Source organism: Amycolatopsis rhabdoformis, assembly GCF_035918295.1.
Lineage (GTDB): Bacteria > Actinomycetota > Actinomycetes > Mycobacteriales > Pseudonocardiaceae > Amycolatopsis > Amycolatopsis rhabdoformis.
This window is the reverse complement of the sequence record NZ_CP142149.1, coordinates 2,666,947-2,682,084: the sequence shown is the minus strand read 5'-3', so window position 1 is coordinate 2,682,084 and position 15,138 is coordinate 2,666,947. Positions and strand designations below refer to the sequence as shown.

At 74.1% G+C, this 15,138-nt stretch carries 1 protein-coding gene (only partly in view); it reads right to left on the bottom strand.

Annotation, left to right across the window (positions count from 1 at the left end; all coding sequences use genetic code 11):
* Positions 1-15,138, bottom strand: partial view of a type I polyketide synthase gene (locus VSH64_RS12415; protein WP_326835717.1) — the 5' portion only. Its footprint begins 12,258 nt before the window's first position; only the first 15,138 of its 27,396 coding nucleotides appear in the window; its start codon is at positions 15,136-15,138; the stop codon falls past the left edge of the window.

Here is a 15,138-nt window from a genome sequence, read left to right as displayed (position 1 = left end):
GACGCCCGAGGCCATCTGCGTGTGCCCGATGTTCGACTTGATCGAGCCGAGCAGCAGCGGCCGGTCGCGGTCCTGGCCGTAGGTCGCGAGCAGGGCCTGCGCCTCGATCGGGTCGCCGAGCGCGGTGCCGGTGCCGTGACCCTCGACCGCGTCGACCTCACCAGCCGCCAGGCCCGCGTTCGCCAGCGCCGCACGGATCACGCGCTGTTGCGCGGGCCCGTTGGGCGCGGTGAGGCCGTTGGACGCGCCGTCCTGGTTGATCGCCGAGCCGCGGATCACCGCGAGCACCGGGTGCCCGTTGCGCCGCGCGTCGGACAGGCGCTCCACCAGCACGAGCCCGATGCCCTCGGCGAGACTCATGCCGTCGGCCGCGTCGGAGTAGGCCTTGCAGCGGCCGTCGGGTGCCATCGCGCGCTGGCGGCTGAAGCCGATGAACGCGTTCGGCGTCGACATCACCGACACGCCACCGGCCAGCGCGAGCGAGCTTTCCCCGCCGCGCAGCGACTGGCACGCCAAGTGGAGCGCCACCAGCGAAGACGAGCAGGCCGTGTCGAGCGTGATCGCCGGGCCTTCCAGGCCGAACAGGTACGACAGGCGCCCGGACAGCACGCTGGAGAGCGCCCCGGTGATCATGTGCCCTTCGGAGTTCTCCGCGCCGGCCGCGGCACTCTCGCCGTAGTCCTGGTAGCTGGCGCCGATGAACGTGCCGGTGAGGCTGCCGCGCAGCGCCGCCGGATCGAGGCCGGCACGTTCGAACGCCTCCCACGCCGTCTCCAGCAGCAGCCGCTGCTGCGGGTCCATCGAAAGTGCCTCGCGCGGTGAGATGCCGAAGAAGCCCGCGTCGAAGTCGGCGACGTCGTGCAGGAAACCACCCTGCGTGGAGTAAGTCTTGCCGTTGACGTCCGGATCGGGGTCGAAGATCGCCTCGGCGTCCCAGCCGCGGTCGGCGGGGAAGCCGGAGATCACGTCGCGGCCCTGGGAAACCAGCTCCCACAGCTGTTCCGGCGAGCCGACCCCGCCCGGGTAGCGGCAGCTCATGCCGATGATGGCGATCGGCTCGTCGGTCGCGATCGCCGCGACCGCGCGGGTCGTCGCCACGGTGGCGCCGGCCACCTCGGTCCGCAGGAACTCCACCAGGGCCAGCGGGTTCGGGTAGTCGAACACCATCGTGGTCGGCAGTGTGAGCCCGGTGGTCGTCGCGAGGCGGTTGCGCAGGTCCACGGCCGTGAGCGAGTCGAAGCCGACGTCGCGGAAGGCGCGGTCCTCGGCCAGGTCGGCCGGGTCCGCCAGCCCGAGCACGGCCGACGTCTCCGCGCGGACCAGTGCCAGCAAGCGGTCTTCCTGCTCGACCGGGGGCAGCGCCCGCAGCTCGGCGGCGAACTCGCCTTCCGCGACCGTGCCGGCGGTTTCCTGCTCGGCGGCCCGCAGCAGCTTGACCTCGGGCACCTCGGCGAACAGGTTCGTCGGCCGGACCGCGGTGAACACCGCGTGGTAGCGGTCCCAGTCCACATCGGCCACGGCGACCACGGTGTCGTCGCCGTCGAGCGCGGTGCGCAGGCCCGAGAGCGCGAGCTTCGGGTCCATGAACACCAGCCCACTGCCGCGGATCTGCGACGGGTCCACCCGGCCGAGCTGCAGGTCGTCCGCCCAGATGCCCCAGGACACCGAGGTGGCGCGGAGGCCGCGGGCGCGGCGGTGCTCGGCGAGCGCGGCGAGGAACGCGTTGCCCGCCACGTAGGCGGCGTGCTGGCCACTGCCCCACATGCCGGCGGTGGACGAGTAGAGCACGAAGGCGTCGAGGTCGTCGGGCAGCAGCTCGTCGAGCAGCTGCGCGCCCACGACCTTGGCGCGGATGACTTCGGCGAACGCCTCGATCGAGGTTTCGGCCAGCGTCTGCAGGCCGATGAACGCGGCCGTGTGCAGCACGTTGCGGATCTCGCGACCGGCTTCACACAGCTCGGTGAGCATGGCCTCGACCTGCCCGCGGTCGCTGATGTCGCACGCGACGACCTCGGCCTCGGTGCCGAGCTCGGCCAGCTCCGCCACCAGCTCACGGGCGCCCGGCGCGTCGAGGCCGCGGCGGCTGGTGAGCACGACGTGCGGCGCGCCTTCCCGCGCGAGCCAGCGCGCCAGGTGCGGGCCGAGCGTGCCGGTCGCGCCGGTCACGAGCGTGGTGCCCGCCGGCGTCCACGACCGCCCCGGCTCGCGGTCCGCCGGTGCGCGGACCACGCGGCGGGCGAACACACCCGACGCCCGCACAGCCAGCTGGTCCTCACCGGTCGCGCCGGAGAGCACGGTGGCCAGGCGCGCGACGGCGCGTTCGTCCGGCTGCGCCGGCAGGTCCACCACTCCGCCCCAGCGTTCGGGGTGCTCGAGCGCGGCGGTCCAGCCGACCCCGTGCACCTGGGTCTGGCCGGGGTTCGTCACGGTGTCCGCGCGGTTGGTGGCCACGGCACCGGCGGTGACCGTCCACAGGGGAGCTTCGACCCCGGCGTCGCCGAGGGCCTGCAGGAGCGCGACCGTGAGAGCCAGGCCGGCCGGCAGCTCCGGGAACTCGCCGTGGGGGTGTTCGGCGAGCGCGAGCAGCGACACCACCCCCGCGATCTCCTCCGCGGGCAGTCGCCCGGCCAGCACGGCGCGGTCGGTGCAGGAATCGTCGAGCACGAGCGCACGCACCTCGGCTCCGGCCGCGTGCAGGCCGCGGGCGAGCTCGGTGCCGGCGTGGTCCTCGGTCGTCACGAGCAGCCAGGTGCCGGACAGGATGCCGCTGGGCAGCCCGGTCAGCGGCTTCCACACCGGCTTGTAGCGCCACGAGTCCACCGTGGACGCGTCCTGCCGGCGACGGCGCCAGTTCGACAGCGCGGGCAGCACCGCGGCCAGCGAAGCACCGTCCACGTCGAGGCTCGCCGTGAGCGAGTCGAGATCCTGGCCCTCCACGGCCGCCCAGAACTCGGCGTCGGCCGGGTCGGCGTGCACCACGGGCTCCGGTTCGGCCGGCACCGCCCAGAAGTGCTGGTGCTGGAACGCATACGTGGGCAGCTCGATCCGCCGGCCACCGCGCACGTGCGGCGCGAAGTCCACCGGCACCCCGCGCACGAACGCCTCGGCGGCCGAGGTCAGGAAGCGCGCCAGCCCGCCCTGGTCACGGCGCAGCGTGCCGGTGACGACCGTGCGGCCGGCGCCTTCGAGCGTCTCCTGCACCGGCATGGTCAGCACGGGGTGGGAGCTGACCTCCACGAACACGCGGTGCTGCTGCTCGGCGAGCGCGCGGATCGCCGGCTCGAAGCCGACGCGGCCGCGCAGGTTGCGGTACCAGTAGCCGGCATCCAGCGTGGCCGTGTCGAGCCAGCCGCCGGTCACCGTCGAGTAGAACGGGATCTCCGACGCCCGCGGTGCGATCGGCGCCAGCGCCTCGGCGAGGTCGGCCTCGATCGCCTCGACGTGCGCGGAGTGCGACGCGTAGTCCACGGCGATCTTGCGGGCGCGGATGTCTTCGGCCGCGAGCTCGGCGTGCAGACCGTCGAGCGCGTCCGGGTCACCGGCGACCACGACCGACGTCGGGCCGTTGACGGCCGCGATCGACACGCCTTCGGGCAGGCGCGGTTCCACCTCGGACACCGGCAGACCCACGGACATCATGCCGCCGTGGCCCGCGAGCGTCCGCGCGATCGCCTGGCTCCGCAACGCCACCACGCGCGCCGCGTCCTCCAACGACAACGCACCCGCCACACACGCGGCGGCGATCTCACCCTGCGAGTGCCCGACCACCGCGTCCGGCACCACACCATGCGATTGCCACAGAGCGGCCAGCGAAACCATCATCGCCCACGACGCGGGCTGCACCACATCAACGCGATCGAGCGTCGGCGCCCCTTCGACCTGCCGCAAGACGTCGAGCAACGACCAGTCCACAAAGGACGAGAGCGCCACCGCACATTCGGTCAGCCGCTCCGCGAACACCGGCGACTCATCCAGCAGCCGCGCACCCATCCCGGCCCACTGCGAACCCTGACCCGGAAACACGAACACCCGCTTGCCATCCACGTCCGCGACGCCGCGGACCGCGGTCGGCAAGTCGCCGCGCAGGCCGGCCAGCAGGTCGTCGCGGTCCGTGCCGAGCACCACCGCGCGGTGTTCGAACCGGGCCCGCGTGCTCAGCAGCGAAGCGGCGACATCGTGTGGTTCGGCCGTTTCCAGCGTGGTCGCGACGTTCACCACCTGCGCCCGCAGCGCGGCTTCGCTCCGGGCGGACACCACGAGCGGCAGCAGGCGCGCGGGTTCGGCCGCGCGATCCGCCACCTCCGTCGCAGGCGGCTCGGCGAGAATCGTGTGCGCGTTGGTGCCGCTGATGCCGAACGACGAGATCGCCGCCACGCGCGGCCGGTCGCCGCGCGGCCACTCGGCGGCTTCGGTGAGCAGCTCGACCGTGCCTGGAGTCCAGTCGATGTGGGCGGACCGGGTGCCGGCGTGCAGCGTGCGCGGCAGCACCTCGTGGCGCATCGCCATGATCATCTTGATCACGCTCGCCATGCCGGCCGCCGACTGCGTGTGGCCGATGTTCGACTTCACCGATCCGAGCAGCAGCGGCCGTGCCGGGTCGCGGTCGCGTCCGTAGGTGCCCTGCAGCGCCTGCGCCTCGATCGGGTCGCCGAGCGCCGTGCCGGTGCCGTGCGCCTCCACCACCTGCACGTCTTCGGTGCGCACGCCGGAATTGGCGAGCGCCTGGCGGATCACGCGCTGCTGCGCGGGGCCGTTGGGAGCCGAGAGGCCGTTGGACGCGCCGTCCTGGTTCACCGCGGAACCCCGCACCACGGCGAGGATCGGGTGCCCGTTTCGCTGCGCGTCGGACAGCCGCTCGACCAGGAGCATGCCCACGCCCTCGGCGAGCGTCATGCCGTCGGCGCCGTCGCCGAACGCCTTGCAGCGGCCGTCGAGCGCCAGCGCCCGCTGGCGGCTGAAGGCCACGAACGGACCGGGGTTCGCCATCACGGTCGCGCCGCCGGCCAGCGCCAGCGTGCTCTCGCCGCCGCGCAGCGACTGGCACGCCAGGTGCAGCGCGACCAGCGAAGACGAGCACGCCGTGTCGACAGTGACCGAAGGGCCTTCCAGCCCGAAGGTGTAGGACAACCGTCCGGAAAGGACACTCGGCTGCGTGCCGGTGACCACGTGGCCCTCACCCGCGTCGCCGGCCCCGGCTCCGTAGTCCTGGAAGGTCGAGCCGATGAACGTGCCGGTCGGGCTGCCGTGCAGCGTCGCCGGGTCGATTCCGGCGCGTTCGAACGCCTCCCACGACGTCTCCAGCAGCAGCCGCTGCTGCGGGTCCATCGACAACGCCTCGCGCGGCGAGATGCCGAAGAACGCGGGGTCGAAGCGGCCGGCGTCGTGCAGGAAGCCGCCCTGGGTCGAGTAGGTGGTGCCGAGGTGGTCCGGGTCCGGGTCGAAGAGACCGTCGATCTCCCAGCCGCGGTCGGCCGGGAACTCGGAGATCGCGTCGACACCCTCGGAGACCAGGCGCCAGAACGCCTCGGGTGTGTCGGCGCCGCCGGGGAAGCGGCAGGCCATGCCGATGATCGCGATCGGCTCGTCGCTCGCTCCCGCGGCCGCCACGACGTTCGCGGCGGCGCCGGTGCCGAGCACCTCGGCGCGCAGGAACTCCGCCAGCGCGAGCGGATTCGGGTAGTCGAAGGCCAGGGTCGCGGGCAGCGTGAGGCCGGTCAACGCGGCGAGCCGCTTGCGCAGCTCGACCGCGGTGAGCGAGTCGAACCCGGCCTCGCGGAACGCCCGCCGCTCCCCCACCTCCTCGGCCGACGCGTGCCCGAGCACCGCAGCGGCTTCGCCGCGCACCAGCTCCAGCAGCAACCGCAACTGCTCCGGCTCGCCGAGCGCGTGCAGGCGGGCGGCGAACTCGCCGGCCTCGGCCGCGGATTCCTGGACCGGCGCCGACAGACCTGCGAGCAGCGGGCTCGGCCGCATCGCCGAGAACACCGGAACGTATCGGTCCCAGTCGACGTCGGCGACGGTCACGAAGGTGTCGCCCTCGACCACCGCGCGCCGCAGCTCGGCCATCGCCGGCGCGGGCGCCATCGTCGAGAGGCCACGCCGGCGCAGGTCCCCCGCGACGGCGTCGTCGGTGGCCATCCCGGCCTCGGCCCACGGACCCCAGGCGACGGCCGTCGCGGCCAGGCCCCGGGCCCGGCGCTGCTCGGCCAGGGCGTCGAGGTAGGCGTTGCCGGCGCCGTACGCGCTCTGGCCCGCGCTGCCCCACACCCCGGCGATCGAGGAGAACAGCACGAAGAAGTCGAGCGGGCGCTCATCCAGCAGGGCGTCGAGGTTGATCGCGCCGGCGATCTTGGCCGAGAGGACCTCAGCGAAGTACGCCTGATCCAGCTCGGTGAGCGGCGTCGCCTGGCCGACCCCGGCGGCGTGGACCACCCCTGTGAGGTCGGGCAGGTCCGCGAGCACGGCGGCGAGCGCGGCGCGGTCGGCGACGTCGCAGGCGGCCACGGTCACCCGGGCACCCAGCTCCTGGAGCTCCGCGGTCAGCTCGGCCGCGCCCGGTGCGTCCGCGCCGCGGCGGCTGGTGAGCACCACGTGCTCGGCCCCGCTGCGCGCCAGCCAGCGCGCGACCTCCGCGCCCAGCGCTCCGGTGCCGCCGGTCACCAGCACGCTGCCGGAAGCGGTGAACGCGCCTTCCGGTGGCAGGTCCCGCGCCGCGTGCCGCACGAGCCGCCGCCCGGTGATCCCGGTCGCGCGGATCGCGAGCTGGTCCTCGCCCCCGGCGCCGGCCAGCGTCGCGGCGAGCCGACGCGCGGCCGCGGTGTCCAGAGTGGACGGCAGGTCCACGAGCCCGCCCCATCGGTGCGGCTGTTCCAGCGCGACGACCCTGCCGAGCCCCCACACCGCGGCCTGCGCGGCGCTGGTCACGGTCTCGTCCGGGGTCGTCGCCACGGCGCCACGGGTGAGGGCCCAGATCGGCAGCGGTCCGTGGTCTTCGAGCGCGTGCACGAGCGCGACCGTGAGCGCCAGCGCGTCTTCTTCGGCCGAGGCGAGCGTGGACACGATCCCACGGACCCCGTCGAGGTCACCGAGGTTTTCCACCGTGCCGGTGCGGACCTCGGCACCGTGCTCGGTCAGCGCGGCCACCACGTCTTGCAGGGCTTCGCCGGGGCTCACCACCAGCCACGTGCCGTCGAGCGTCGGCATCGGTGTAGTCGGAGTCGGCAGCTGCTGCCAGTCGACGCGGTAACGCCACGAATCCAGCAGCGCCTTCTCGTGCCGCGTCTGCCGCCACGAAGACAGTGCGGGCAGCAGCGCGTACAGCGAGGCGTGCTGCTCGTCCTGCAGCCCGAGGATTCCGGCGAGCGCGCCCGCGTCGCCGCGTTCCACGGCGTCCCACAGGCGTTCGTCGGCCGGATCCGCCGGCCCGGCCGTGAGCACCGGGGTGTCGGGCCAGAAGAACTCGCGCTGGAAGGCGTACGTCGGCAGGTCGACGCGGCGCGCGCCCACACCGGCGAAGAACTCCGGCCACGCCACCGCGATCCCGTGGGTGTGCAGGCGGGCGAGAGCGGTCACGAGGGTGAGCTCCTCGTCGCGGTCCGCGCGTTGTGCGGCGACGACCTCGACTTCAGGCAAGGTCTCCTGCGTCATCGCGGCGAGCACGCCGTCGGGACCGAGCTCCAGGAACGTGGCCACGCCTTCGGCCGCCAGCGCGCGCACGCCGTCGGCGAAGCGGACCGTGTCCCGGACGTGGGCCACCCAGTAGTCCGGCGAGCACAGCTGCTCGGCGGTCGCGACGGTGCCGGTGAGGTTCGAGACCACCGGGATCTCCGGCGCCGCATAGGCCAGCTCCGCCGCGACGGCCCGGAAATCCGCCAGCATCGGATCCATCAACGGCGAGTGGAAGGCATGGCTCACCCGCAGGCGCTTGGTCTTGCGCTCCAGCGCGGCGAAGTGCTCGACGATCGGCGACACGGCCTCGTCGGCACCGGAGACCACGACCGACGTCGGCCCGTTGACGGCGGCGATCGCCACACCGTCGGTGAGCAGCGGCGTGACCTCGGCTTCGCTCGCCTGCAGCGCGGCCATCACGCCGCCGGTGGGCAACGCCTGCATCAACCGCGCGCGAGCGGCGACCAGGGCCGCGGCATCGGCGAGTGAGAAGACGCCGGCGACGTGCGCGGCGGCCAGCTCGCCGATCGAGTGCCCGGCGAGGAACGCGGGCTTCACGCCCCACGAGCGCAACAGCCGGTACAGCGCGACCTCGAACGCGAACAACGCGGGCTGCGCGCGGCCGGTGTCGTCGAGCGAACCGTCTTCGGCGGCCAGGATCTCCCGCATCGGCCGGTCGAGGTGCTCGTCAAGTGCCGCGCACACCTCCTCGAAGGCCCGCGCGAACACGGGGAACCGCTCGGCCAGGTCGCGGCCCATCCCGGCCCGCTGGCTGCCCTGCCCGGTGAAGAGGACCGCGAGCCGCCCCGCCGCGCCGGTCTCGCCGGTCACCAGCGCCGCGTCCGACCGGCCGTCGGCCAGCGCGTCGAGGGCGCGGGCCGCGGTCTCCGCGTCGGTCGCGACCACGGCGGCGCGGTGGTCGAACTGCGAGCGCGTGGTGACCAGCGAGTGCGCGACGTCGGCGAGCCCGGCTTCGTCCACGTGGGACCGCAGCCGGGCGGCCTGCGCGCGCAGCGCCGGCCCACTGCGGCCGGACACCAGCCAGGGCAGCACGCGCTCGGTGGTCACCGGCTCGACCGGCGTCGGCGCGGCCGGCTGCTCCAGGATGAGGTGCGCGTTGGTGCCACTGATGCCGAACGACGACACCCCGGCGCGCCGCGGGCGGGACGCTTCCGGCCACGCCGTGTCCTCGCGCACCAGCTCGACCGCACCGGTTTCCCAGTCCACGTGCGAAGAAGGCGCGTCGACGTGCAGCGTGCGCGGGATCGTGCCGTGGCGCATGGCCTCGACCATCTTGATCACGCCCGCCACACCCGCGGCCGCCTGCGTGTGCCCGACGTTGGACTTGATCGAGCCGAGCAGCAGCGGCGTTTCGCGGTCACGGCCGTAGGTGGCCAGCAGGGCCTGGGCCTCGATCGGGTCGCCGAGCGTGGTGCCGGTTCCGTGGGCCTCGACCACGTCGACGTCGCCGGTGTCCAGGCCCGCGTCGGCGAGCGCGGCGCGGATCACGCGCTGCTGCGAAGGACCGTTCGGTGCGGTGAGGCCGTTGGACGCGCCGTCCTGGTTCACCGCGCTGCCGCGCACCACCGCGAGCACCGGGTGGCCGTGGCGCTTCGCGTCGGAAAGCCGTTCCAGCACGAGCACGCCGGCGCCCTCCGCCCAGCCGACGCCGTCGGCGGACTCGGCGAACGCCTTGCAGCGGCCGTCGGGCGAGAGCCCACGCTGCCGCGAGAACTCCAGCAGCGACGCGGGCGTGGACATCACCGTGACGCCCCCGGCCAGCGCGAGCGAACACTCGCCCGAGCGCAGCGCGTGCATCGCCCAGTGCATCGCGACCAGCGAAGACGAGCACGCGGTGTCGACCGTGACGGCCGGACCTTCGAGCCCGAGCGTGTACGACACGCGCCCGGACGCGACGCTCGGCGAGGTGCCGCTGCCCTGGAACCCCTCGAAGTCACCGCCGGCGAGCACGGCGCCGTAGTCGTTGTACATCACGCCGGCGAACACGCCGGTCTGGCTGCCGCGCAGCGACACCGGGTCGATGCCGGCGCGTTCGATGGCCTCCCACGAGGTCTCCAGCAGCAGCCGCTGCTGCGAGTCGGTGGCCAGGGCCTCGCGCGGGCTCATGCCGAAGAACGCGGGGTCGAACTCGGGCGCGTCGTGCAGGAAGCCGCCGCCGCGCGCGTAGGTCGTGCCGGTCTTGTCGGGGTCCGGATCGTAGAGCCCGCCGAGGTCCCAGCCGCGGTTCTCGGGGAAGCCGGTGATCGCGTCGGTGCCCGACGCCACGAGCCGCCACAGGTCCGCGGGTGAGCTCACGCCGCCCGGGTACCGGCAGCTCATGCCGACGATCACGATCAGGTCGTCGGTGCGCGCCGCCCTCGGCGAACGGGTGGTCGTCGCCGGCGCCGAGCCCAGCAGCTCCTCCACCACGTGCGCGGCGAGTGCGGCGGCGGTCGGGTAGTCGAACACCACCGTGGCCGCGAGCCGCAGCCCCGTCACGGAGCCGACGCGGTTGCGCAGCTCCACCGCCGTGAGCGAGTCGAAGCCGAGGTCGGAGAACGCGCGATCCGGGTCGATCGCGTCGGCCCCGCCGTGCCCGAGCACCGCCGCCACCTGCGCGCGAACCAGCTCCAGCACCACTTCGCCGCGCTCGGCTTCCCCGAGGCCGCTCAGGCGCTCGGCCAGCCCGACCGCGGCGGAACCGGCGACGACCGACCGGCGAGCCGGCCCGCGGACCAGCCCACGCAGCAGCGGCGCGACGGCGCCCTGCGAGCGCAGCACCGGCAGATCGAGCCGCACCGGGACGAGCATGGCCCCGTCGGCCGTCAGCGCGGCGTCGAACAGCGACACCCCCTGCTCTACCGGCAGCACGGGCGTGCCGGCGCGGGCCATGCGGCTCAAGTCCTCTTCGGACAGTGAGCCCGTCATGCCGCCGGTGGCCCACGGACCCCAGGCCAGCGACAACGCCGGCAGGCCCTGGCCGCGGCGGTACTCCGCGAGCGCGTCGAGGAACGCGTTGGCGGCGGCGTAATTGCCCTGGCCCGCCGCGCCGAACACCCCGGCGAACGAGGAGAACGTGATGAAGGCGGTGAGATCGCTCGTGAGTTCGTGCAGATGCCAGGCGGCGTCGGCCTTCGGGCCCAGCACGGTGTCGAGCCGCTGCGGAGTCAGCGACGCGAGCACGCCGTCGTCGAGCACCCCGGCGGTGTGCACCACCGCGCGCACCGGCCGTTCGGGCGACGCGAGGGCCGCGGCGAGCGACTCGCGATCGGCGGCGTCGCAGGCGAGCACGCTCACCTCGGCACCCGCGGTGGTCAGGTCTTCGGCCAATTCGGCCGCGCCGGGAGCCGCCGGACCACGGCGGCTGAGCAGCAGCAGGTGCCGCACACCGTGTTCGGCCACGAGGTGGCGCGCGAACACGGCACCGAGCCCCCCGGTGCCGCCGGTGATCACCACGGTGCCCTCGGGGTCCCAGGTGACCTCGCCCGGGGCGACCGGGAGCGCGGCGCGGCTCAGGCGCGCGGCGTAGGTGACCCCGTCGCGCACGGCCAGCTCCGGCTCGTCACCCGAGTAGACCTCGGCCGGCGGCTCGGCGCCTTCGTCGAGGTCCAGCAGGCCGAACCGGCCCGGCAGTTCGCTTTCGGCCGCGCGCACCAGACCCCGCACGGCCGCGGCCGCCGGATCGGTCACCGGTTCGCCCGCCACGGACACCGCGCCGCGCGTGACGAAAACCAGCCGCTGGTCGCCGGCGTCCTGGAGCAGGCCGAGCGCGCGAGCGGTCAACGCGTGGGTGTCGGCGATCGGGTCATCGGTGCCCTCGATCGGCACGAACACCACGTTCGCCTCGTCCACTTCGGACACCGGCACCGTGCGAGAGCGCACCCAGGACACGGCGAACAACGCGTCCCGCTGCACAGCCGCCGCGGAATTCAGGTCGTCGGCCGACATCGGCCGCAGGGTGAGGGACTCGACGGAGGCCACCGGTGCGCCGGTGCTGTCGGCGATCCCGATCGTCACGGCGCCCTCTCCCGCCGGCGAGAGCTGTACCCGTACGGTCGAAACTCCGGCCGCGTGCAGCGCGACACCTTCCCAGGAGAACGGCAGACCGGCCGGGCCGCCGTCCGGGCGGCCGAGCAGCAAGGCGTGCAGCGTCGCGTCGAGCAGCGCGGGGTGCAGGCCGAACGCACCGGCGTCGGCACCGGGGCCGGCCGGCAAGGCCACCTCGGCGAACACGTCGTCACCCCGGCGCCACACCTGCCGCAGGCCCTGGAACGCCGGCCCGTAGGCGAAGCCGCCTTCCGCGAGCCGCTCGTAACCGCCGTCGAGGTCCACGGCCTCGGCGCCGGCCGGGGGCCACGCACCCGCCTCGAACGGCACGGAGGCCGAGCCCGGAGCGACCGTGCCGGCCGCGTGCTGGGTCCAGGGCTGCTCGTCTTCGCCGTCCGGCCGCGAGTACACGTTCACGCCGCGACGGCCGTTGTCGTCCGGCGCGCCGACCCACACCTGCACCTGCACGGCGCGGTTCTCGGGCAGCACAAGCGGCGCGGCGAGCGTGAGGTCCTCCACCAGCCCGCAGCCGACCTCGTCGCCGGCCCGCAGCGCCAGTTCGAGGAACGCGGTGCCCGGCAGCAGCACCGCGCCGCGCACGACGTGATCGGCCAGCCACGGGTGGGTGCGCGTGGACAGGCGGCCGGTGAGCAGGAGGCCGTCGGAGTTGGCCAGCGTCACGGCGGCGGCGAGCAACGGGTGGTGCGCGGCGCCGAGGCCGGCCGCGCGCACGTCGTTGAACTGCGCCATGCCGCCCTTCGGCCAGAAGCGGCGGCGCTGGAACGCGTAGGTGGGCAGGTCGAGGCGAGCCGCGGCGGTGCCGGCGAAGTACTGCGCCCAGTCCACGGCGACACCACGCCCGTGCAGGCCGGCGAGCGCGGCGGCGACCGAAGCGCCTTCGGGCCGGTTCGCGCGCAGCAGCGGGAACGCTTCGGCGTCGTGGACCAGCGACGACAGCACGGCGTCCGGCCCGAGTTCGAGCATCGTGGTCACGCCGTGGCCGCTCAGCCAGTCGAGCGCGTCGGCGAAGCGCACCGTGTGGCGCACGTGGTCGACCCAGTAGTCCGGATCGGACAGTCGCTCGGCCGCCACGGGCTCGCCGGTCAGCGTCGACACGATCGGGAGCCGCGGTTCGGCGAACTCGAGGCCCGCGACCACGGCCCGGAAGTCGTCGAGCATCGGGTCCATCAGCGGCGAGTGGAACGCGTGGCTCACGCCGAGCCGCTTGGTCTTGCGGCCCAGCTCCTCGAAGTGCGCCGCCACCGCGAGCACCGCGTCCTCGGTGCCGGCGAGCACCACCGCGTTCGGGCCGTTCACGGCGGCGATCGACACGTCGTCGGTCAGAAGCGGTGCGACCTCGGCCTCGCTCGCCTGCACCGACACCATCGCCCCGCCCGCCGGCAGCGCCTGCATCAGCCGGCCGCGCGCGGCGACCAGCTTCGCCGCGTCGGCGAGGGAAAACACGCCGGCGACGTGCGCGGCGGCCAGCTCGCCGATCGAGTGCCCGGTGAGGTGGTCGGGCGTGACGCCGAGCGACTCCAGGAGCCGGAACAGCGCCACCTCGACCGCGAACAACGCCGGCTGCGCCCAGCCGGTCTCATCGAGCCGGTCGGCGTTCTCGCCCCAGAGCACCGCCCGCAGCGAGCCGTCGAGGTGGCGGTCGAGTTCGGTCACGACCTCGTCGAACGCCGCCGCGTAGACCGGGAACCGCTCGGCGAGCTGCCGGCCCGCGCCGAGCCGCTGCGCACCCTGGCCGGTGAACAGGAACGCCAGCTTCGTCTTCGCCGGCACCACACTCACGGGCGACTCTCCCGCCGCCATCGCGGTCAGGCCGGCCAACACCGCCTCGCGGTCTTCGGCGACGACCGAGGCCCGGTGCTCGAACGCCGAGCGCGTGGTGGCCAGCGAGAGCGCCAGATCGGCGAGGGCGGCGTCGGGGTTGTCCTCCAGGAACGCCACCGCGCGAGCCGCCTGGGCCCGCAGGCTCTCGGCGGTGCGCCCGGAGACGAGCAGCGGCACCGCGCCCGCGGCCCGGACGTCGACGGGTTCGGCTGCCGGGTCGTGCTCGGCTGCCGGGGCCTGCTCGATGATCGTGTGCGCGTTGGTGCCGCTGATGCCGAACGACGACACGCCGAACCGCCGCGGCTCACCGGTCTCCGGCCACGGCGTGGCCTCCGTCAGCAGCCGCACGGCGCCTTCGGTCCAGTCCACGTGCGACGACGGGGCGTCCACGTGCAGCGTCTTCGGCAGCACGCCGTGACGCAGCGCCATGACCATCTTGATGATGCCCGCGACGCCCGCGGCGGCCTGCGTGTGGCTGATGTTCGACTTCACGGAGCCGAGGTAGAGCGGCCGGTCCGCGTCGCGGCCACGACCGTAGGTGGCCAGCAGGGCCTGCGCCTCCACCGGGTCGCCGAGCGTGGTGCCCGTGCCGTGCGCCTCGACGGCGTCGACCTGGGCGGCGGTGAGGCGGGCGTTGAGCAGCGCCTGCTGGATCACGCGTTCCTGCGAGGGGCCGTTGGGCGCGGTGAGGCCGTTGGACGCGCCATCCTGGTTCACCGCGGAGCCGCGGACCACGGCGAGCACCTCGTGGCCGTGGCGGATCGCGTCCGACAGGCGTTCCAGTACGAGCACGCCGACGCCCTCGGCCCAGCCGGTGCCCGAGGCCGAATCGGCGAACGAGCGGCAGCGGCCGTCGTTCGCGAGCCCGCCCTGGCGGCTGAACTCGGCGAACGTGGCCGGACTCGACATCACGGTGACGCCACCGGCGAGCGCGAGCGAACATTCCTTGGCCCGCAACGCGTGTGCGGCCAGGTGCAGCGCCACGAGCGACGACGAGCAGGCGGTGTCGACCGTGACGGCGGGCCCGACGAGGCCGAACACGTACGACAGCCGGCCGGACATCACGCTCGTGGTGTTGCCGGTGAGCTGGAACCCCTCGACCCCGTCCTCCGGACCCACGGCGTAGTCCTGCGCCATCGCGCCCACGAACACGCCGGTGCGGCTGCCGCGCAGTGCCGCCGGGTCGAGGCCCGCCCGCTCGAACGCTTCCCACGAAGCCTCCAGCAGCACCCGCTGCTGCGGGTCCATCGCCAGGGCTTCGCGCGGGGAGATGCCGAAGAAGTCCGCGTCGAACTCCGGGGCCTCGTGCAGGAACCCGCCCTGCAGCGTCGACGAGGCGAAGTCGCCGTCGAGGTCCCAGCCGCGGTCGGCGGGGAACCCGGTGATGCCGTGCTCGCCGGCCTCGACCAGCCGCCACAGGTCCTCCGGGCTGGTGACCCCGCCGGGGTAGCGGCAGCTCATGCCCACGATCGCGATGGGCTCGCTCGCCGCCGCCTCCAGCTCCTGCACCCGCTGGCGCGTCCGGCGCAGATCCGCACTGGCGCGCTTGAGGTAGTCCCGCAGCTTCTGTTCGTTGTCCAT